18 protein-coding genes are annotated in these 19,014 nt (G+C 60.5%); 8 read left to right on the top strand and 10 right to left on the bottom strand.

Going from position 1 to position 19,014, the window contains the following annotated elements:
* Positions 1 to 166: 166 nt before the first annotated feature.
* Positions 167 to 2,446 (top strand): CHASE2 domain-containing protein, encoded by a 2,280-nt coding sequence (locus JFT66_RS27245; RefSeq protein WP_198860496.1) that lies wholly within the window; start codon positions 167 to 169, stop codon positions 2,444 to 2,446.
* Positions 2,447 to 2,627: 181 nt separating this feature from the next.
* On the opposite strand, the gene JFT66_RS27240 is transcribed toward JFT66_RS27245, so the two are convergent.
* From JFT66_RS27240 to glyQ, 4 genes are all read right to left on the bottom strand, one after another.
* Entirely contained in the window at positions 2,628 to 3,398 is a 771-nt protein-coding gene (locus JFT66_RS27240; protein WP_198860495.1) for a lysophospholipid acyltransferase family protein, read from the bottom strand.
* Positions 3,399 to 3,480: 82 nt separating this feature from the next.
* Positions 3,481 to 4,020 carry a D-glycero-beta-D-manno-heptose 1,7-bisphosphate 7-phosphatase gene (gene gmhB, locus JFT66_RS27235; protein WP_198860502.1) on the bottom strand — a complete coding sequence of 180 codons (540 nt, stop codon included), beginning with the start codon at positions 4,018 to 4,020 and terminating at the stop codon, positions 3,481 to 3,483.
* Positions 4,020 to 6,074, bottom strand: a complete 2,055-nt coding sequence (glyS, locus tag JFT66_RS27230) for a glycine--tRNA ligase subunit beta (RefSeq protein ID WP_198860494.1) — start codon at positions 6,072 to 6,074, stop codon at positions 4,020 to 4,022. Before glyS ends, gmhB begins: the two co-directional genes overlap by 1 nt.
* The gene (gene glyQ / locus JFT66_RS27225; protein WP_003213601.1) at positions 6,071 to 7,024 is read right to left on the bottom strand and encodes a glycine--tRNA ligase subunit alpha; all 954 of its coding nucleotides are present in this window, start codon (positions 7,022 to 7,024) and stop codon (positions 6,071 to 6,073) included. The genes glyS and glyQ overlap by 4 nt, the downstream gene beginning before the upstream one ends.
* 81 nt (positions 7,025 to 7,105) lie before the next feature.
* Here glyQ and JFT66_RS27220 point away from each other — a divergent pair, with 81 nt between their 5' ends.
* Entirely contained in the window at positions 7,106 to 7,663 is a 558-nt protein-coding gene (locus tag JFT66_RS27220; RefSeq protein WP_153837287.1) for a DNA-3-methyladenine glycosylase I, read from the top strand.
* Positions 7,664 to 7,703: 40 nt separating this feature from the next.
* On the top strand, positions 7,704 to 8,591 hold the full coding sequence (locus JFT66_RS27215; protein WP_014716285.1) for a lysophospholipid acyltransferase: 888 nt from the start codon (positions 7,704 to 7,706) through the stop codon (positions 8,589 to 8,591).
* 134 nt (positions 8,592 to 8,725) lie between these two features.
* Here the strand turns inward: JFT66_RS27215 and JFT66_RS27210 are convergent, their stop codons facing one another.
* From JFT66_RS27210 to def, 5 genes are all read right to left on the bottom strand, one after another.
* Positions 8,726 to 9,037: a tetratricopeptide repeat protein gene (locus tag JFT66_RS27210; RefSeq protein ID WP_034116595.1), complete on the bottom strand. Its 312-nt coding sequence runs from the start codon at positions 9,035 to 9,037 to the stop codon at positions 8,726 to 8,728.
* A gap of 19 nt (positions 9,038 to 9,056) precedes the next feature.
* Complete coding sequence (trkA, locus tag JFT66_RS27205; protein WP_034116596.1) at positions 9,057 to 10,430, bottom strand: Trk system potassium transporter TrkA; 1,374 nt, start codon at positions 10,428 to 10,430, stop codon at positions 9,057 to 9,059.
* A gap of 22 nt (positions 10,431 to 10,452) precedes the next feature.
* Entirely contained in the window at positions 10,453 to 11,763 is a 1,311-nt protein-coding gene (gene rsmB / locus JFT66_RS27200; RefSeq protein ID WP_198860493.1) for a 16S rRNA (cytosine(967)-C(5))-methyltransferase RsmB, read from the bottom strand.
* Entirely contained in the window at positions 11,760 to 12,713 is a 954-nt protein-coding gene (gene fmt / locus JFT66_RS27195) for a methionyl-tRNA formyltransferase (RefSeq protein ID WP_034116598.1), read from the bottom strand. Before fmt ends, rsmB begins: the two co-directional genes overlap by 4 nt.
* 69 nt (positions 12,714 to 12,782) lie before the next feature.
* Entirely contained in the window at positions 12,783 to 13,289 is a 507-nt protein-coding gene (gene def / locus JFT66_RS27190) for a peptide deformylase (RefSeq protein ID WP_034116599.1), read from the bottom strand.
* Between the two features lie 135 nt (positions 13,290 to 13,424).
* Here def and JFT66_RS27185 point away from each other — a divergent pair, with 135 nt between their 5' ends.
* From JFT66_RS27185 to JFT66_RS27175, 3 genes are all read left to right on the top strand, one after another.
* Positions 13,425 to 14,201: a hypothetical protein gene (locus JFT66_RS27185; protein WP_034116600.1), complete on the top strand. Its 777-nt coding sequence runs from the start codon at positions 13,425 to 13,427 to the stop codon at positions 14,199 to 14,201.
* A gap of 63 nt (positions 14,202 to 14,264) precedes the next feature.
* Positions 14,265 to 15,368, top strand: coding sequence for a DNA-processing protein DprA (gene dprA, locus JFT66_RS27180; RefSeq protein ID WP_034116601.1), 1,104 nt, complete (start codon positions 14,265 to 14,267; stop codon positions 15,366 to 15,368).
* 75 nt (positions 15,369 to 15,443) lie between these two features.
* Entirely contained in the window at positions 15,444 to 16,001 is a 558-nt protein-coding gene (locus JFT66_RS27175; RefSeq protein WP_034116602.1) for an L-threonylcarbamoyladenylate synthase, read from the top strand.
* Between the two features lie 119 nt (positions 16,002 to 16,120).
* Here JFT66_RS27175 and JFT66_RS27170 read toward each other — a convergent pair whose 3' ends face one another.
* A complete protein-coding gene (locus JFT66_RS27170) occupies positions 16,121 to 17,098 on the bottom strand; it encodes an NADPH:quinone reductase (protein ID WP_034116603.1) in 978 nt (325 codons plus the stop codon).
* Between the two features lie 160 nt (positions 17,099 to 17,258).
* On the opposite strand from JFT66_RS27170, the gene hemF reads away from it, so the two are divergent.
* Both hemF and aroE read left to right on the top strand, forming a co-directional pair.
* Positions 17,259 to 18,191: an oxygen-dependent coproporphyrinogen oxidase gene (gene hemF / locus JFT66_RS27165; protein WP_034116604.1), complete on the top strand. Its 933-nt coding sequence runs from the start codon at positions 17,259 to 17,261 to the stop codon at positions 18,189 to 18,191.
* Positions 18,191 to 19,009 (top strand): shikimate dehydrogenase, encoded by an 819-nt coding sequence (gene aroE / locus JFT66_RS27160; RefSeq protein WP_034116605.1) that lies wholly within the window; start codon positions 18,191 to 18,193, stop codon positions 19,007 to 19,009. The genes hemF and aroE overlap by 1 nt, the downstream gene beginning before the upstream one ends.
* Positions 19,010 to 19,014: the final 5 nt, after the last annotated feature.

The raw sequence follows: 19,014 nt of genomic DNA, 5'->3' as shown, positions 1-19,014 counted from the left end.
TTCGCTGCCAATAGCCTCGCCGGTACGTGATGCCCATACTCTTATGTGCGGTATGGATTATTACGCTGTCCTGCACAAAGTCCTCCAATGAGACCGAAATAAGCTTCACTGGTTTCAGAACATCGCATGCGCTTCATCGTAACCATCTGGAGAGGGAACTAGTCCTGTGAAACTATGGAGCAAGGCCGAGAAACGCCAACCTACCCAGGCACAGCTTCTGTTTCATGGTTTGGTGCGCGAATGGCTGCTGATCGGCTTGGTATTGCTGCCCTTTACTGTTTACTTATCCTTGAGCTCAGGACTGGCCCTCAATAACCCGCTCTACGATAGCTTGCGCCGGCTGACACCTTTGCCGGTAGATCCACGAATTTTGCTGGTGACCATTGATGCCCCCAGCCTGGAATTACTCGGCCCATGGCCCTGGCCGCGCAGCGTGCATGCCGACCTGATTGAACGCCTGAGCAGCGCCCAGCCAGCAGGCATTTTGTTTGATGTAATCTTCAGTGAGCCCGGCAGTGGTGCCGATGACCAGCGATTGGCCGATGCCGTATGCAAGGCCGGCAATGTGTTGCTGCCTGTCATCGGTGACAGCAGTGTGAGCCCTAGCTCCCCAGAAGAGCCGTTGTCACCACTGCTCAAGTGCGCCAAAGGCGTCGGGCATATCAACGTCGAAGCAGACAAAGACGGTGTCGTACGCAGCATGTATCTGCGTGAAGGCCCTCCCGGCAGGACGCTCCCGCAATTGGCATGGCTGGCATTCACATTGAATGGGCAGGCGCCGATCATGCCTGGGCTGACGCAAGCGCCCAGCAGCGAACGGTGGCACCAGGAACATGAGATTCGTGTACCTTTCACCTCCACAGCTGACCACTTTCCCAGCGTGTCCTACGTCAGCCTACTACGCGGTGAGGTGCCTCCCGAGTTGCTGCGTGGCCGGCTGATTCTAATAGGCGCTATCGCCTATGGAATGGCTGATCGTTTCGTTACACCACTCTCCTCCACCGTTGGCACGACAGCGGGTGTGGAGATCCAGGCGGATGTGCTTAACGGCTTACTGCAGGATCGCAGCATTGTCGACCTGCCCGGTTGGCTGGCAGCGCTGTTGGCAACGTCATTGGTAACGTTGCTGCTGGGCCTTCTGTTATATCGCCCACGCTACGCCCTGTGGATGACATTGGCGGGCATGGTCACGGCGTTGGTGGGGTCATGGGCGCTGTTGCGCCTGGGCCACTGGTGGTCTCCCGCGGCGTGCATGATTGGTCTGTTGCTAAGCTATCTGATCTGGAACTGGCGACGCTTGAGCGTGATCCTTGCCTACTTCGGCTGGGAACTGGCCCGCCTGGATAACGAGCCCAAGGTGCTGCCTGAGCGTCGTCGTGCACCCGCCAGTAAAGGTGACGTACTGCAAGGGCGGATCTTTGCCCTTGAGCAAGCAGTGAGCCGCACGCGGGATACACGGCGCTTTATGGCCGATGGATTGGAGTGTCTGCCCGTCGCGACGCTGATTACCGACCCCCAGGGCAGTATTCTGTTGGCCAATCGCGTGGCCCGTGAAGTATTCGGCAATGATCTGGTCAGCGAAAACCTCGTCGAACAACTCGCCGATTTGGGTTATCCCCCGCTGCACAACGGCGTACGCCCTGCCCTGTCGGCACTGGAGCTGGTCGAGTTCCGCGACATCCACCAACGCAGTTTGCGCATGGAGCTTGCACCTTTGCTTCCGGCCGAAGGTGATTTTGCCCTCGGCTGGCTGTTGAGCCTGACTGACCTGAGCAAGGAGCGCGAAGCCCAGCAGCACCGTGAGACCATGTTGCGTTTCCTTTCCCACGACCTGCGTGCACCGCACTCGGCGATCCTTGCTTTGCTGGATGTGCATAACAGTGAGTCGCCAGTCTTTGCTCAAATCGAACAGCAGGTTCGACGGGCCTTAAGCCTTACCGAATCTTTTGTGCAGTTGGCCAAGGCCGAGGCAGACGGCTACCAGTTCCAACCGACCCTGTTCGCCATGTTGGTGATGGACGCCTTTGATCAAGTGGCAGTGATTGCGCAACTCAAGGGCATCCACCTGGTCCACGATCTGGATGAGGCCGACGAGGCCATGGTTTACGCCGATCAGTCATTGCTCACCCGGGCATTGTTCAATGTGCTGGAAAACGCGATCAAATACTCTTCTTCCGGTACCACCGTCAGGCTGAGGCATGCCAGCGCGCAAGGTTGGTTGGAATGCCGTATCAGCGACCAGGGGCCGGGCATTGCAGCCAAGGATTTGCCGGAGTTGTTCAGCCAATACCGGCGCTTCGATTCCGCCCAGGGCAGTGACGGTCTTGGGCTTGGGCTGACTATGGTTAAAGCCGTGGTTGAACGGCATGGCGGGCGCATCGTTTGTGAAAGTGAGCTGGGTAAAGGTTCGACGTTCATCCTGTTAATACCGCAGTTGGACGACTAAAAAACCTACTTTTCTGCTGTGCATAAAAAACCGGTCACAAGGACCGGTTTTTTAATGAAGAAAAAACTTATGCACGTTTTTCGAGATTTTATGAGCTCTAGAAATATGTAATTAAATCAGCTTCTTATGAAGCAAAAAAGCTGATTCGCCAACAAAGCGTACACAGGTTATCCACAGATGCTCAAACCGCTGGCGTCTCCACCACAGCAGGTTCTGGAGGCAGGGAGCCCATGGCCCGCTGCTGCGCTTCATTCCACGCTGCGGCGCGGTCATTCAGCGCGGCAATGGCACGCGGCCCTTCACCTTCTGCGTACATTGGTTCGCCGATCACTACGGTGATGGTGCCTGGGCGTTTGGCCCAGCCGGTCTTGGGCCAGAACTTGCCGGCATTATGCGCAATCGGCAGCACCGGCAAGTTGGCGTTGACCGCCAGCGCGGTACCGCCCCGTGAGAACTTGCCCACCGTGCCGTAGGGCACCCGCGTACCTTCCGGGAAGATCAGTACCCACACGCCATCCTTGAGCAGCTCGTCACCCTTCTTGGCGACATGCTTGAGCGCCGCCTTGGGGTTATCGCGGTCGATGGCGATCGGCCGGAGCATGGCCATGGCCCAGCCGAAAAATGGCACATACAGCAGCTCGCGCTTGAGCACCTGGCTCAGCGGCGAGAAGTAGGCCGAAAGGAAGAACGTCTCCCAGGTGCTCTGGTGGTTCGAGAGAATCACACAGGGCTGTTCCGGAACGTTTTCAGCGCCCTTGATCTCGAAGCGGATGTTCAGGAATACCTTGCTCAGCCACAACGCGCAGCGGCACCAATAAACGTTGATGAAGCGATAGCGCGCCTTGAAGGGCAGGAACGGTGCAATAAAAAAGCTCAGGGTGCACCAGAGAAACGAACTGGTGCCCAGCAGCAGGTAAAAGAAAAAGGTTCTGATGGCCTGCAAGATCGACATGGCGGCATTTACCGTTGCGGGACACGGCCCGCCTGTTAAAAGCGCACTCCCGAACAATCCTTGGTCAGGAAGTCGAGGGCGGCTAGTTGTTGATAAGTTCTGCGGCAACGGCCGCCAGATCGTCAAAAATCAAGGTGCCTACCGGCAGGTTTTTCGCCTGGGTCTTTTCGCCTTTTCCGGACTTAACCAAAACTGGCTGAGAGTCGACGGCCTTGGCCGCCTCCAGGTCACCGAGGCTGTCCCCGACGAACCATATCCCAGCCAGCGGCACCTTGTAATGTTCTGCAATGATTTTCAACATGCCAGGCTTGGGCTTACGGCAATCGCAGCCCTCATCCGGCCCGTGGGGGCAGTAGACCACTAGCCCCACCTCGCCTCCCTGCTCGGCCACTAACGTGCGCAAACGCGCGTGCATGGCGTCCAGGGTAGCGATGTCGTAATAGCCACGGGCGATGCCGGACTGGTTGGTAGCGATGGCCACCGTCCAGCCGGCTTTGCTCAACTGCGCGATGGCCTCGATCGAGCCGGGCAGCGGGATCCATTCATCCACCGACTTGATGTAAGCGTCGGAGTCGTAATTGATCACCCCGTCCCGATCGAGAATCAGCAGCTTCAACATGATCAGCCCAGTACGGAAATGTCAGCGATATTGATGAACAGGCCACGCAGGCGCGCGAGCATGGCGTAGCGGTTTTTCCGCACGCCGGCATCGTCGGCATTGATCATCACCGCCTCAAAGAACGCGTCCACCGGTTCGCGCAACGACGCCAGGCGCGCCAACGCTTCAGCGTAGTTACGCTCGGCGATCAGCGGCTTGACGGCGTTTTCAGCCTTGGCGATGGCGGAGTTCAGCGAGAACTCCTTGGCATCGGCAAACAGGCTCGGGTCAACTTCGGCATTGCCGAGGTTGTCGGCCTTGCTCAGCAGGTTCGACACGCGCTTGTTCACGGCGGCCAGCGCATCGGCTTCCGGCAGCTTGCGGAACGCTTGTACGGCTTGTACACGCTGGTCGAAGTCCAGCGCCGAACCCGGTTGCAGGGCACGCACCGACAGGTAGACGGAAACGTCCACGCCTTCGTCTTCGTAACGCGCACGCAGGCGGTCGAACACGAACTCCAGCACTTGCTCGGCCAGGCCGGCTTGCTTGACCTTGGCACCGAACTGGCCGACGGCGAACACCACGGCCTGGGTCAGGTCGAGGTCCAGCTTCTTGTCGATCAGGATCCGCAGCACGCCCAAGGCCGCACGGCGCAGGGCATACGGGTCTTTGCTACCGGTTGGCAGCATGCCGATACCGAAGATGCCCACGAGGGTATCCAGCTTGTCGGCGATGGCCACGGCCGCACCGGTCAGGGTGGTCGGCAGTTCTGCACCGGCACCGCGCGGCATGTACTGCTCGTTCAGGGCCAGGGCGACTTCTTCCGGCTCGCCATCGTTGAGGGCGTAGTAGTAACCGGCAACGCCTTGCATCTCAGGGAACTCGCCGACCATCTCGGTAGCCAGGTCGCATTTGGACAGCAAGCCGGCACGTGCGGCCCAGGCCGGGTCGCCGCCAATACGCGGAGCAATGTAGGCCGCCAGTTTGGAAACCCGTACGGCCTTGTCGTAGACACTGCCGAGTTTTTCCTGGAACACCACGTTTTGCAGGCGCAGGTTGAAGTCTTCGAGCTTCTGCTTCTTGTCTTGCTTGAAGAAGAACTCAGCATCGGTCAGGCGCGGGCGAACGACTTTTTCGTTACCGGCGATGATCTGCTGTGGGTCCTTGCTTTCGATGTTGGCCACGGTGATAAAACGCGGCAGCAACTTACCGTCCGCGTCCAGCAGGCAGAAATACTTCTGGTTGTCCTGCATGGTAGTGATCAGCGCTTCTTGCGGCACATCGAGGAAACGCTCTTCGAACGAGCACACCAGCGGCACTGGCCATTCCACCAGGGCGGTCACTTCGTCCAACAGGCTTGGCGGCACGATGGCAGTGCCTTCCTGCAGACGCGCCAGCTCTTCGGTACGTTTGCTGATCAGCTCACGACGCTCATTGGCATCGGCCAGTACGTAAGTGGCGCGCAGGTCGTTGAGGTAGTTGGCCGGCGAGGTGATACGTACGCTTTCTGGATGATGGAAGCGATGACCACGGGAATCACGGCCCGCCTTCTGGGCAAGGATGGTGCAATCGATGACCTGGTCACCGAGCAGCATCACCAGCCATTGGGTCGGGCGCACGAACTCTTCCTTGCGCGCACCCCAGCGCATGCGCTTAGGGATAGGCAAGTCGTTCAGGGAGTCTTCAACGATGGTCGGCAGCAGGCTGGCGGTCGGCTTGCCGGTGATGACCTGGCTGAAACGCAGTTTCGGACCGCTCTGGTCGATCTCGCTCAGCTCGACGCCGCATTTCTTGGCAAAGCCAAGGGCGGCTTGGGTCGGGTTGCCTTCGGCATCGAAAGCCGCCTGGCGCGGTGGGCCGTCCAGGTTGATGCTGCGGTCAGGCTGCTGGGTTTCCAGGGCGGTCAGCAGTACAGCCAGGCGACGCGGCGCGGCGTAGACTTTCTTCGCTTCAAACTTCAGGCCGGCACTCTGCAGGCCTTTTTCGATACCGGCCAGGAACGCATCGGCCAGGGTATTGAGTGCCTTGGGTGGCAGCTCTTCGGTGCCCAGTTCAACCAGGAAATCTTGAGCACTCATTGTGCAGCCTCCAGCTTAGCCAACACTTCATCACGCAAATCCGGGGTTGCCATCGGGAAGCCCAGCTTGGCGCGAGCCAGCAAGTAGGCTTGGGCGACGGAACGCGCCAGGGTGCGTACACGCAGGATGTATTGCTGGCGCGCCGTCACCGAGATAGCACGGCGGGCGTCCAGCAGGTTGAAGGTATGGGACGCCTTCAACACCATTTCATAGCTTGGCAACGGCAGCGGCTGGTCGAGTTCGATCAGGCGCTTGGCTTCGCTTTCGTAGAAGTCGAACAGTTCGAACAGCTTCTCGACGTTGGCGTGTTCGAAGTTGTAGGTGGACTGCTCCACTTCGTTCTGGTGGAACACGTCGCCGTAGGTGACTTTGCCGAACGGGCCGTCAGCCCACACCAGGTCGTAGACCGAGTCCACGCCCTGCAGGTACATGGCCAGGCGTTCGAGACCGTAGGTGATCTCGCCGGTCACCGGGTAGCACTCGATGCCACCAGCTTGCTGGAAGTAGGTGAACTGCGTCACTTCCATGCCATTGAGCCAGACTTCCCAGCCCAGGCCCCAGGCGCCCAGGGTTGGTGACTCCCAGTTGTCTTCGACGAAACGGATGTCGTGCACCAGTGGGTCCAGGCCAACATGTTTCAGCGAGCCCAGGTACAGTTCCTGGAAGTTGTCCGGGTTGGGCTTCAATACCACCTGGAACTGGTAGTAGTGCTGCAGACGGTTCGGGTTTTCGCCGTAGCGGCCGTCAGTCGGGCGACGACTGGGCTGCACATAAGCGGCGTTCCAGGTTTCCGGGCCGATGGCCCGCAGGAATGTAGCGGTGTGGAAAGTGCCGGCGCCTACTTCCATATCGTAGGGCTGAAGTACCACACAACCTTGCTCGGCCCAGTATTGCTGGAGGGCGAGGATCAAGTCTTGGAAGGTACGCACGGCTGGCGTAGGCTGGCTCACGAAATTCACCTGTTACTTGGGCTGCGATTTAAAGAGCGGGAGTATACCCGATTCGGCCCTGCCACCACCCCCTGGAGCCTTATGCCACGCTGCTTTTGGTGTTCTGAAGATCCGCTATACATGGCTTATCACGATCAGGAGTGGGGAACGCCGCTGCGCGATGCGCAGGGTTTGTTCGAGTTGCTTTTGCTCGAAGGGTTCCAGGCGGGCCTGTCCTGGATCACCGTTTTACGTAAACGCGAGCATTATCGAAAGGTCTTGTTCGGCTTCGATGCGCAGCGTCTGGCGCAGTTGAGCGATGACGAAATCGAGGTGCTGATGCTGGATCCGGGCATCGTGCGCAATCGCTTGAAGCTCAACGCTACCCGGCGCAACGCTGCCGCCTGGCTGGCGTTGGAAGATCCGGTGGGGCTGCTCTGGTCGTTCGTCGACGGCGTGCCCAAGGTCAATCACTTCAAGGATCGCAGTGAAGTCCCGGCGATTACCCCCGAGGCCGAAGCCATGAGCAAAGCCTTGAAAAAAGCTGGCTTCACTTTTGTCGGCCCGACCATCTGCTACGCCTTCATGCAGGCTTCGGGCATGGTCATGGACCACACTCAGGACTGCGACCGTTACGCGGACTTGGCCAACGCCGGTTAGAATGCCGGCTTTGCGCACCACACACGATCAGGAGTGACCTGTGGAAAAGTTTAAAGGCGCCTTGCTGGTAGGCGCTCTCCGGTTGTTTGCCCTGCTGCCCTGGCGCGCCGTACAAGCCGTCGGCACGGGCATCGGCTGGATCATGTGGAAAACCCCGAACCGCTCCCGCGACACGGTGCGGATCAATCTGTCCAAATGCTTCCCGGACATGGACCCAGCCGAGCGCGAACGCCTGGTGGGCCGCAGCCTGATGGACATCGGCAAGTCCCTGACCGAAAGCGCCTGCGCGTGGATCTGGCCGGCCCAGCGTTCCATCGACCTGGTACGCGAAGTCGAGGGCCTGGAAGTGCTGCACGAAGCCCTGGCCTCCGGCAAAGGCGTGGTGGGTATCACCAGCCACCTGGGCAACTGGGAAGTGTTGAACCACTTCTATTGCAGCCAGTGCAAACCGATCATTTTCTATCGCCCGCCCAAGCTCAAGGCGGTGGACGAGTTGCTGCGCAAACAGCGCGTGCAACTGGGCAACCGCGTGGCGGCGTCGACCAAGGAAGGCATCCTCAGCGTGATCAAGGAAGTGCGCAAAGGCGGCCAGGTGGGCATTCCTGCCGACCCGGAGCCGGCCGAATCCGCCGGTATCTTCGTACCGTTTTTCGCCACCCAGGCACTCACCAGCAAATTCGTGCCGAACATGCTCGCGGGCCACAAGGCGGTCGGCGTATTCCTGCACGCCCTGCGTCTGCCGGATGGCTCGGGCTACAAGGTGATCCTGGAAGCGGCGCCGGAAGACATGTACAGCACCGACACTGCCACGTCCTGCGCGGCGATGAGCAAGGTGGTGGAGCGTTATGTCGGTGCCTACCCGAGCCAGTACATGTGGAGCATGAAGCGCTTCAAGAAGCGCCCGCCGGGTGAGGCGCGGTGGTACTGATTCACACCTGACTCAAGACCGATATAGAAACAATGTGGGAGGGGGCTTGCTCCCGATAGCGGTGGTTCAGTCAAATATGCATTGGCTGACACACTGCCATCGGGAGCAAGCCCCCTCCCACATTTAGTCCTGTATCAAGCCTGGCGATCGAGTTTCTTCAGGAACACGGTCATCTCTTTTTCGGCCTGCTTGTCGCCGTGGGCCTGGGCCGCTTCAATGCCTTTTTCCCACGCCTGTCGTGCTGAGGCACTGTCACCCTGCGCCTGGTGCGCCTTACCCAACAACTTCCACGCCGCCGAATACTTCGGATCAAACTCGACGCACTTTTGCAGATGCTCCGCCGCCTTGGCGTGGTCCTTCAGGTCCAGATAACCCTTGCCCAAGCCAAAGCGCAGCAGCGAATTATCCACACCCTTGGCGAGCATTTTTTCCAGGGATTCGAGCATGCCGATGTACTCCGTCGTATCAGAAAAAGCTCAATCCCACGTGGAACAGTTTCTCCACATCGCGGATATGTTTTTTATCCACAAGGAACAAAATCACATGGTCACCCGTGGCGATCACCGTGTCGTCATGGGCAATGATCACTTCTTCATCGCGGATGATTGCGCCAATAGTCGTGCCCGGCGGCAGGCCGATATCGCGGATGGCCCTGCCAATCACCTTGCTCGACTTCGAGTCACCGTGGGCAATCGCCTCGATGGCTTCCGCCGCGCCCCGGCGCAGGGAGTGCACGCTGACGATATCGCCACGGCGCACGTGGGCGAGCAAGGTGCCGATAGTCGCCAGCTGCGGGCTGATGGCGATGTCGATGTCGCCGCCCTGGATCAGGTCGACATAGGCCGGGTTGTTGATGATCGTCATCACCTTCTTAGCCCCTAGCCGTTTGGCCAGCAGCGACGACATGATGTTGGCTTCGTCATCGTTGGTCAGGGCCAGGAAGATATCGGCGTCGGCGATGTTCTCTTCCATCAGCAGGTCGCGGTCCGAGGCGCTGCCTTGCAGTACGACGGTGCTGTCGAGGGTGTCGGACAAGTGCCGGCAACGCGCAGGGCTCATCTCGATGATCTTCACTTGGTAGCGGCTTTCGATGGCCTCGGCCAAGCGCTCGCCGATCTGCCCGCCGCCCGCGATCACAATGCGTTTGTAGCTCTCGTCGAGCCTGCGCATTTCGCTCATGACTGCACGAATATTCGCCTTGGCGGCGATGAAAAACACTTCGTCGTCGGCCTCGATCACCGTATCGCCCTGGGGCAGGATCGGCCGATCACGACGGAAAATGGCGGCTACGCGGGTTTCCACATTCGGCATGTGTTCGCGCAGCTGGCGCAGTTGCTGGCCCACCAGCGGCCCGCCGTAGTAAGCCTTCACCGCCACCAACTGCGCCTTGCCTTCAGCGAAGTCGATCACCTGCAAGGCGCCTGGAATCTCGATCAGGCGCTTGATGTAGTGGGTCACCACCTGTTCCGGGCTGATCAACACGTCCACGGGGATGGCGTCGTTATCGAACAGGCCGGCACGGGTCAGGTAGGCCGCTTCGCGCACCCGGGCGATCTTGGTCGGGGTGTGGAACAAGGTGTGGGCCACCTGGCAGGCGACCATGTTGGTCTCGTCGCTGTTGGTTACTGCGACCAGCATGTCGGCATCGTCGGCACCCGCCTGGCGCAGCACCGTCGGAAACGACGCGCGGCCTTGCACCGTACGGATATCCAGGCGGTCGCCCAGGTTGCGCAGGCGCTCGGCATCGGTGTCGACCACGGTGATGTCGTTGGCTTCGCCGGCCAAATGTTCGGCCAGCGTGCCACCGACCTGCCCTGCCCCAAGGATGATGATTTTCATCCGGTCACTCCCTTAAAACCATTCAGCCGCGTGCGGCGGCGATCTTGATCAGTTTGGCGTAGTAGAAGCCATCATGCCCGCCTTCCTGCGCGAGCAGTTGGCGACCGTGGGGCTGCTTGATGCCGGCGGTGGTAGCGAGGTCCAGCTCACGCGCACCGCTGGTGCGGGCGAGGAAGGCTGCAATGACCTCGGTATTTTCAGTCGGCAAGGTGGAGCAGGTGGCGTAAAGCAGGATGCCGCCGACTTCCAGGGTCGGCCACAGCGCGTCGAGCAGTTCGCCCTGCAGCACGGCCAGGGCGGCGATGTCGTCGGGTTGGCGGGTCAGCTTGATGTCCGGGTGCCGACGGATTACGCCGGTGGCCGAGCAGGGGGCGTCCAGCAGGATGCGCTGGAACGGCTTACCGTCCCACCAAGCGGCAGTGTCGCGGCCATCGGCGGCGATCAGTTCGGCGCTCAAGCCCAGTCGTGCGAGGTTTTCCCGTACGCGCACCAGCCGTTTAGCTTCAAGATCCACCGCCACCACGCCGGCCAGGTCTTTTTCGACCTCCAGGATGTGGCACGTCTTACCGCCAGGCGCACAACAGGCGTCGAGTACACGCTGGCCGGGAGCCAGGTCGAGCAAGTCGGCGGCCAATTGCGCGGCCTCGTCCTGCACGCTGATCCAGCCTTCGGCAAAACCCGGCAGGCTACGCACGTCGGCGGCGGCTTCGAGCACGATGCCGTCTGTGCTGTACATGCATGGCGTGGCGTTGATGCCGGCATCGGCCAGTAACCGCAGGTACGCGTCACGGCTGTGGTGACGACGGTTGACCCGCAGGATCATCGGCGGGTGTGCGTTGTTGGCCGCGCAGATCGTTTCCCATTGCTCGGGCCAGAAGGCTTTCAGGGACTTTTGCAGCCAACGCGGGTGGGCGGTACGCACCACCGGATCATGTTCCAGCTCGGCCAGCAGCGCTTCACTCTCGCGCTGGGCACGGCGTAGCACGGCATTGAGCAAGGCCTTGGCCCAGGGCTTTTTCAGTTTGTCGGCGCAACCGACGGTTTCACCGATGGCAGCGTGGGCCGGCACGCGGGTGTAGAGCAACTGATAGAGGCCCACCAGCAACAGGGCCTCGACGTCAGCGTCCGCCGCCTTGAACGGCTTTTGCAGCAGCTTGGCCGCCAGCGCAGACAACCGCGGCTGCCAACGGGCGGTGCCAAAGGCCAGGTCCTGGGTGAAGCCGCGGTCGCGGTCTTCGACTTTATCCAGCTGTGTCGGCAGTGAGCTGTTCAGCGAAGCCTTGCCGTTGAGGACGGCGGCGAGAGCCTTGGCGGCGGCCAGACGTGGGTTCATTGAGCGGCCACCCCAAGGATCGTGCCGGTGGCAAATTTCTCACGACGGCTGTTGAACAAATCGCTGAAGTTAAGTGCTTTGCCGCCAGGCAATTGCAGACGAGTCAGGCACAGCGCCTGTTCACCACAAGCCACCAGCAGGCCGTCTTTACTGGCGCCGATGATTTCGCCGGGGGCGCCTTTGCCGTCGGCCAGAGTCGCGGCAAGTACCTTCAAAGCTTCGCCGTTGAGGCTGCTGTGGCAGATCGGCCACGGGTTGAATGCACGCACCAGGCGTTCCAGCTCGACGGCGGGGCGGCTCCAGTCGATGCGCGCTTCGTCTTTGTTCAGCTTATGAGCGTAGGTGGCCAGGCTGTCGTCCTGGACTTCGTCTTCCAGGGTGCCGGTCGCGAGGCCGGCGATGGCCTGGATCACTGCGGGCGGGCCCAGTTCAGCCAGACGGTCGTGCAGGCTGCCACCGGTATCTTCGGCAGTGATAGGCGTGGTGGCCTTGAGCAGCATCGGGCCGGTGTCCAGGCCCGCTTCCATACGCATCACGGTCACGCCGCTCTCTTTGTCGCCGGCTTCCACGGCGCGCTGGATCGGCGCTGCACCGCGCCAGCGTGGCAACAGCGAAGCATGGCTGTTGATGCAGCCCAGGCGCGGGATATCCAGCACCGCCTGGGGCAGGATCAAGCCGTAGGCCACCACTACCAGCAGGTCCGGTTTCAGCGCGGCCATTTCGGCCTGGGCCTCGGCATTACGCAGGGTCGGCGGTTGCAGCACGGGAATATTGTGCTCAAGCGCCAGTTGCTTGACCGGGCTCGGCATCAGTTTTTGCCCGCGACCGGCCGGGCGATCCGGCTGGGTGTACACCGCGACGATGTCATAAGGGCTGGCAAGCAGCGCCTTGAGGTGTTCAGCGGCGAATTCAGGGGTGCCGGCAAAAACAATGCGCAGTGGCTCGGTCATGGGCGTTCTCGGTTAAAAGCAGTCACAAAAGAAAAAGGCTTGCCGCAGCAAGCCTTTGGAAGAGGGGCATCAAGCTTGCTGGCGATGCTTTTTTTCCAGCTTCTTCTTGATCCGGTCACGCTTGAGCGTGGACAGGTAGTCGACAAACAGTTTGCCGTTGAGGTGGTCGCATTCGTGTTGGATGCACACCGCCAACAGGCCTTCGGCAACCAGTTCGAACGGTTTGCCATCACGGTCCAGGGCCTTGATCTTCACGCGCAGCGGGCGTTCGACGTTCTCGTAGAACTCCGGCACCGACAGGCAGCCTTCCTGGTATTCGCCCATCTCGTCGGTCAGCGGTTCGAACTCGGGGTTGATATACACCCGGGGTTCGCTGCGATCTTCCGACAGGTCCATGACCACGACGCGCAGATGCACGTTGACCTGGGTGGCGGCGAGGCCGATGCCCGGGGCTTCATACATTGTTTCAAACATGTCATCGACCAACTGACGAACCTTGTCGTCCACTACGGCCACCGGCTTGGCGATCGTGCGCAGGCGCGAGTCGGGAAATTCGAGGATGTTCAAAATAGCCATAAGCGTAATTGCTGCACATGTGAGGTAGAGACAAATCGGCGGTGGGATGGACCCACACGGCCGGTGTGAAACGCTCAAAAGCCGCGAAGGCCATGACATTTCACGCGAACGCACATAATAAAGGAGATTCACCCCATGAGGAAATCGCTACTCGTCTTGCTGCTGTGGGCCCCGTTCGCCATGGCGCTGATTCCGAAGCCCAGTGAACGCCTGGATCAGGCGGCGAAACAGGCCATCCAGCACTTTTTACTGCACAACCGTATTGTTGATTCGCCCCAGGATCTGGACCACGCGCCTTACATTGTCGCAGCACAAGGCGGTCGCGTACTGGGCACCAACGGCGACCGCATACATGCCCGCGGTAACCTGGACGCGATCCAGCCCAGCTACGGCATCTTTCGTCGGGGCAAGGTCTACATCGACCCCGACACCCAGGAACTTCTGGGCATCAATGCCGATGACATCGGCACCGCACGCTTTTTACTCGCAGACAATCTCACCACGTTGGCGGTGCAGAGGGTTACCCAGGAAATCCGCCCTGGTGACCGGTTGCTTCGCGCTGAACCGCCTGTCGCGCTGGGCAACCTGGATGCAGCCAAATCAGCATCCTTCATCGAAGGGCACATCATCGACATCCCCAAGGGCATCACTCAGATAGGCGTGCTGGATGCCGTGACCCTGAACAAGGGCCGTCGCAATGGCCTGGTAGAAGGCCAGTTGCTGACGGTGATCAAGGCCGGAGCCACCGTGCGAGACACCGTCACCGGTATGCCGACACAACTTCCCGATGAGCGGGCCGGCACCCTGCTGGTGTTTCGTACTTATGAAAAGCTCAGTTATGCCTTGGTGCTGAGTGCTTCACGCTCATTGGCGGTGCAGGATCGTTTTGAGACTGCTCAACAAGCGCAATAAATAGCCTGCTAAATAAGTTACCAACAGAGTTATCCACAGCTTGTTACGGTCAAGGATGATCAAATGAATCCGATAAACAGTAGTGAATTTTCCCCAGCAGAGCTGGAAGCACGGCTACGCTTGCACAGGCTGCCGGAACTGGGCCCCAAGCGTTTTCATGTGTTGATCGAAGCCTTCGGCTGCGCCTCCAAGGCCATCAGTGCCCCCGCCAGCGCCTGGCGTTCCCTCGGCTTGCCCGCCATCAGTGCCGATGCACGGCGTAGCCCGCAAATCCGTGACGGTGCCAGTGAGGCATTGGCCTGGTTGGCCCAGCCGGCCCAGCATTTGCTGATGTGGGACCAGCCTGAGTATCCCGCACTGCTTGCACAGATCGATGATGCTCCGCCGCTGCTATTCGTCGCGGGTGACCCAGGCATCCTGGAAAAACCTCAGCTGGCCATGGTCGGTAGTCGGCGTGCGTCGCGCCCCGGCATGGACACTGCCGCTGCCTTTTCCCGCAGCCTGGCAAGCGCCGGTTTTGTCATCACCAGCGGTCTCGCATTGGGCATTGACGGGGCGGCACATCAGGCGGCATTGGATGTGGGCGGTCATACAATCGGTGTGCTCGGCACTGGCCTGGAAAATTTTTATCCACAGCGTCATCGCAAGCTCGCGGCGGCGATGATTGCCCAAGGTAGCGCCGTGGTTTCCGAGTTTCCGCTGGATGCCGCGCCCCAGGCTGCCAATTTTCCACGGCGTAATCGGATTATCAGCGGGCTTTCATTAGGCGTTCTGGTGGTGGAAGCCAGTATGGCCAGCGGTTCGCTGATCACTGCACGGCTGGCCGCGGAGCAAGGGCGTGAGGTGTATGCGATCCCGGGGTCCATCCACCATCCCGGGGCGAAGGGCTGTCATCAATTGATCCGTGATGGCGCGGTGCTGGTGGAAACTATTGAGCACATCCTTGAAGGCCTGCGCGGTTGGCAAGCGTTGTCGCGTCCGGCACCGATGCCGGTCACCCATCCACTGGTCGCGCTGCTGCATGCGGCACCACATAGCAGCGAAGCCCTGGCGATTGCCAGCGGTCGACCGTTGTCCCACGTGCTCGCAACCCTTACAGAACTGGAGCTGGAAGGTCAGGTGATCTGCGAAAGCGGCCGCTGGGTTGCACGCAGCCAGCTTTTGTAGCGGCCAGTTTATTGGAGCTAGGTTTTGTAACGAAGATCGGTAAACTGCCCAGAGCTTTAGTCCGGAGAGTAAACAATGGTCAACAGGTGGCGTGTGCTTGAAGCCGCACGGGAAATTCGCGCAGGCGCGGTGATTGCTTATCCGACCGAAGCGGTCTGGGGCCTTGGCTGCGACCCGTGGAATGAAGAAGCGGTGGATCGGCTGCTGGCGATCAAGAACCGGTCGGTGGACAAGGGCCTGATCCTGGTGGCGGACAATATTCGTCAGTTCGACTTTCTGTTTGAAGACTTCCCGGACACCTGGATCGAACGCATGGCCAGTACCTGGCCTGGGCCTAACACCTGGTTGGTACCCCACCAGGACTTGCTGCCGGAATGGGTCACGGGTGTGCATGACACGGTGGCGTTGCGGGTCACCGATCACCCGCTGGTGAGGGATTTGTGCGCGCAGGTCGGGCCGTTGATTTCCACTTCGGCTAACCCTCAGGGGCGCCCGGCGGCACGCACGCGGATTCGCGTTGAGCAGTATTTTCGCGGTCAGCTGGACTTGGTGCTGGGTGGCGCGCTGGGTGGGCGCAAGAACCCGAGCCTGATTCGTGACCTGGCGACGGGAAATGTGGTGCGGCCTTCCTGACACCGCTGCGTGTCCTTCGCGAGCAAGCCCGCTCCCACATTTTGATCTGTGAATACATCCAAATGTGGGAGCGGGCTTGCTCGCGAAGAGGCCCTTCAAGCCTCCACCTGTTTCAAGGCTTATGGCAACAGAATGGTCGACCCCGTCGTCCTGCGCCCCGACAACTCCGTCTGCGCCTTCGCCGCATCCGCCAGTGAAAACCGTTGGTTGATATCAATGCGCACCTTGCCGCTCTTGATCATCGAAAACAGATCATCCGCCATCGCCTGCAAGGCCTGCGGGTTGCTGGCGTAGGTCGCGAGTGTCGGCCGGGTCACATACAGCGAACCCTTGGCTGACAGAATCCCCAAATTCACCCCATCCACCGCGCCCGACGCATTACCGAAACTCACCACCAGCCCGCGCGGTGCCACGCTGTCCAAAGACGTCAGCCAGGTATCCTTGCCGACGCCGTCGTACACTACCGGCACTTTTTTGCCGTCGGTCAATTCCAGTACGCGTTGGGCGACGTTTTCCTTGCTGTAATCGATGGTTTCCCAGGCACCGAGGGATTTGGCCAGGGCGGCCTTTTCCGGGGAGCTGACTGTGCCGATCAACTTCACGCCCAGGGCCTTGGCCCATTGGCAGGCCAGGGAACCCACGCCACCGGCAGCGGCGTGGAACAAGATGGTCTCGCCACCTTTCAATTCGTAGGTCTGGCGAAGTAAGTACTGCACAGTCAGGCCCTTGAGCATGGCACCGGCAGCCTGTTCAAAGCTGATGTCATCCGGCAGGTGCACCAGGTTGGCGGCGGGCAGTACATGCAACTCGCTGTAGGCACCCAGCGGGCCGCTGCCGTAAGCCACGCGGTCGCCGACCTTGAACTGGGTGACTTCACTGCCCACGGCGTCAACCACCCCGGCGCCTTCCGCGCCCAGGCCCGATGGCAAGGCTGGCGGCGCGTAGAGGCCACTGCGGAAATAGGTGTCGATGAAGTTCAGGCCGATGGCCTCGTTACGCACGCGAACCTGCTGTGGGCCAGGCTCCGCTGGCGTGTAGTCCACATACTCAAGCACTTCGGGGCCACCATGGGCACTGAACTGGATACGTTTGGCCATCTGCACTTCTCCTGAGGTTGCATTCGCGTAGCCCCCTATCCCACTCCTAAGCTTGATCCTCGTCAACTGCGGCGCAACGGATTGCAGTGGTATCCTGTGCGCCCATTTGCCGCCGACGCCCAATGGCCTCGCGTAGCTTTGCCCGATTCAAGGTGATGCCATGACTACCCGCACCGAGGCTGTTAAAGCCTACCTGCTTGATCTGCAAGACCGCATTTGCAGCGCCCTGGAAACCTTCGAGACGGACACTCGCTTTATCGAAGACGCCTGGACCCGGCCTGCCGGCGGCGGCGGTCGCACTCGTGTGATCGAAAACGGTTCGGTGATCGAGAAAGGCGGCGTCAACTTTTCCCACGTGTTCGGTAGCGGCCTGCCGCCGTCCGCCAGTGCCCATCGCCCTGAGCTGGCCGGTCGCGGCTTTGAAGCCCTGGGTGTGTCGTTGGTGATCCATCCGCACAACCCGCATATACCGACTTCCCACGCCAACGTACGCTTTTTCATCGCTGAAAAAGACGGCGAAGAACCAGTGTGGTGGTTTGGTGGTGGCTTTGACCTCACGCCGTACTACGGCAACGAAGAAGATTGCGTCCACTGGCACCGCGTGGCCGAGCAGGCCTGTGCGCCGTTTGGCCCGGACGTTTACGCGCGCTACAAGGCCTGGTGCGATAGCTACTTCCACATCAAGCATCGCAATGAACCCCGTGGCATCGGCGGCCTGTTCTTCGATGACTTGAACGAGTGGGGCTTCGACACCTGCTTTGCCTTTATCCGCGCCATCGGCGACGCCTATATCGACGCCTACCTGCCGATTGTGCAGCGTCGCAAGGCTATGGCGTATACCGAGCAACAGCGCGAGTTCCAGGAATTCCGCCGGGGCCGCTACGTCGAGTTCAACCTGGTCTATGACCGTGGCACCCTGTTCGGCCTGCAGTCGGGCGGGCGCACCGAGTCGATCCTGATGTCGCTGCCACCCCAGGTACGTTGGAGCTACGACTGGAAGGCCGAGGCCGGCAGCGAAGAAGCGCGTCTTACTGACTATTTCCTGCAAGACCGCGACTGGCTCGGCATTGTCGCGCCCAAGGCGGCGGTGTGATGGACCATTATGTCGTCTTCGGCAACCCCATCGGCCACAGCAAATCGCCGTTGATCCACCGTATGTTTGCCGAGCAGACCGGCGAACAACTGGACTACAACACGTTGCTCGCGCCGTTGGAGGGTTTCACCAACTGCGCCCGTGAGTTTTTTCAACAGGGCCGTGGCGCCAACGTCACCGTACCGTTCAAGGAAGAAGCCTACCGCCTAGCTAATGCCTTGACCGAACGGGCCAAACGCGCCGGGGCGGTGAACACCCTGAGCAAACACGCTGACGGCACGTTGTTGGGTGACAACACCGACGGCGCCGGCCTGGTGCGCGACCTGACGGTGAATGCCGGGTTGACCCTGCACGGCAAGCGCATCCTGTTGCTGGGTGCCGGTGGCGCGGTGCGCGGTGCACTGGAGCCGTTGCTGGCGCAGCAACCCTCTTCGTTGATCATCGCCAACCGCACGGTGGAAAAGGCCGAGTTGCTTGCTGAGCTGTTCAACGACCTGGGCCCGGTGTCTGCCAGTGGTTTCGACTGGCTGCGTGAGCCGGTGGACGTGATCATCAACGCCACTTCAGCCAGCCTGTCGGGCGATGTACCGCCGATTGCCGGCAGCCTGATCGAACCGGGCAAGACGTTCTGCTACGACATGATGTATGCCAAGGAACCCACTGCGTTCTGCCGCTGGGCTGCGCAACACGGTGCTGCGGTGGCAATGGATGGCCTGGGCATGCTGGTGGAGCAGGCGGCGGAAGCCTTCTTCCTGTGGCGCGGTGTGCGCCCGGATTCGGCGCCGGTGTTGGCTGAACTGCGCCGCCAGTTGGCCTAGCCTCC

Origin of the sequence: Pseudomonas sp. MF6755, from assembly GCF_016405635.1 — a bacterium.
Classification (GTDB): Bacteria; Pseudomonadota; Gammaproteobacteria; order Pseudomonadales; family Pseudomonadaceae; genus Aquipseudomonas; species Aquipseudomonas haemolytica.
The sequence above is the reverse complement of the archived record's forward strand: the minus strand, read 5'-3'. Positions and strand labels throughout refer to the sequence as shown.

What these genes read in the sequence shown, in the direction of transcription:
- JFT66_RS27240 (WP_198860495.1), bottom strand. Translation starts at nt 3,398, where the DNA reads ATGTCGATCTTGCAGGCCATCAGAACCTTTTTCTTTTACCTGCTGCTG.
- glyS (WP_198860494.1), bottom strand. Translation starts at nt 6,074, where the DNA reads ATGAGTGCTCAAGATTTCCTGGTTGAACTGGGCACCGAAGAGCTGCCA.
- JFT66_RS27220 (WP_153837287.1), top strand. Translation starts at nt 7,106, where the DNA reads ATGCCACGCTGCTTTTGGTGTTCTGAAGATCCGCTATACATGGCTTAT.
- JFT66_RS27210 (WP_034116595.1), bottom strand. Translation starts at nt 9,037, where the DNA reads ATGCTCGAATCCCTGGAAAAAATGCTCGCCAAGGGTGTGGATAATTCG.
- trkA (WP_034116596.1), bottom strand. Translation starts at nt 10,430, where the DNA reads ATGAAAATCATCATCCTTGGGGCAGGGCAGGTCGGTGGCACGCTGGCC.
- rsmB (WP_198860493.1), bottom strand. Translation starts at nt 11,763, where the DNA reads ATGAACCCACGTCTGGCCGCCGCCAAGGCTCTCGCCGCCGTCCTCAAC.
- fmt (WP_034116598.1), bottom strand. Translation starts at nt 12,713, where the DNA reads ATGACCGAGCCACTGCGCATTGTTTTTGCCGGCACCCCTGAATTCGCC.
- def (WP_034116599.1), bottom strand. Translation starts at nt 13,289, where the DNA reads ATGGCTATTTTGAACATCCTCGAATTTCCCGACTCGCGCCTGCGCACG.
- JFT66_RS27185 (WP_034116600.1), top strand. Translation starts at nt 13,425, where the DNA reads ATGAGGAAATCGCTACTCGTCTTGCTGCTGTGGGCCCCGTTCGCCATG.
- dprA (WP_034116601.1), top strand. Translation starts at nt 14,265, where the DNA reads ATGAATCCGATAAACAGTAGTGAATTTTCCCCAGCAGAGCTGGAAGCA.
- JFT66_RS27175 (WP_034116602.1), top strand. Translation starts at nt 15,444, where the DNA reads ATGGTCAACAGGTGGCGTGTGCTTGAAGCCGCACGGGAAATTCGCGCA.
- JFT66_RS27170 (WP_034116603.1), bottom strand. Translation starts at nt 17,098, where the DNA reads ATGGCCAAACGTATCCAGTTCAGTGCCCATGGTGGCCCCGAAGTGCTT.
- hemF (WP_034116604.1), top strand. Translation starts at nt 17,259, where the DNA reads ATGACTACCCGCACCGAGGCTGTTAAAGCCTACCTGCTTGATCTGCAA.
- aroE (WP_034116605.1), top strand. Translation starts at nt 18,191, where the DNA reads ATGGACCATTATGTCGTCTTCGGCAACCCCATCGGCCACAGCAAATCG.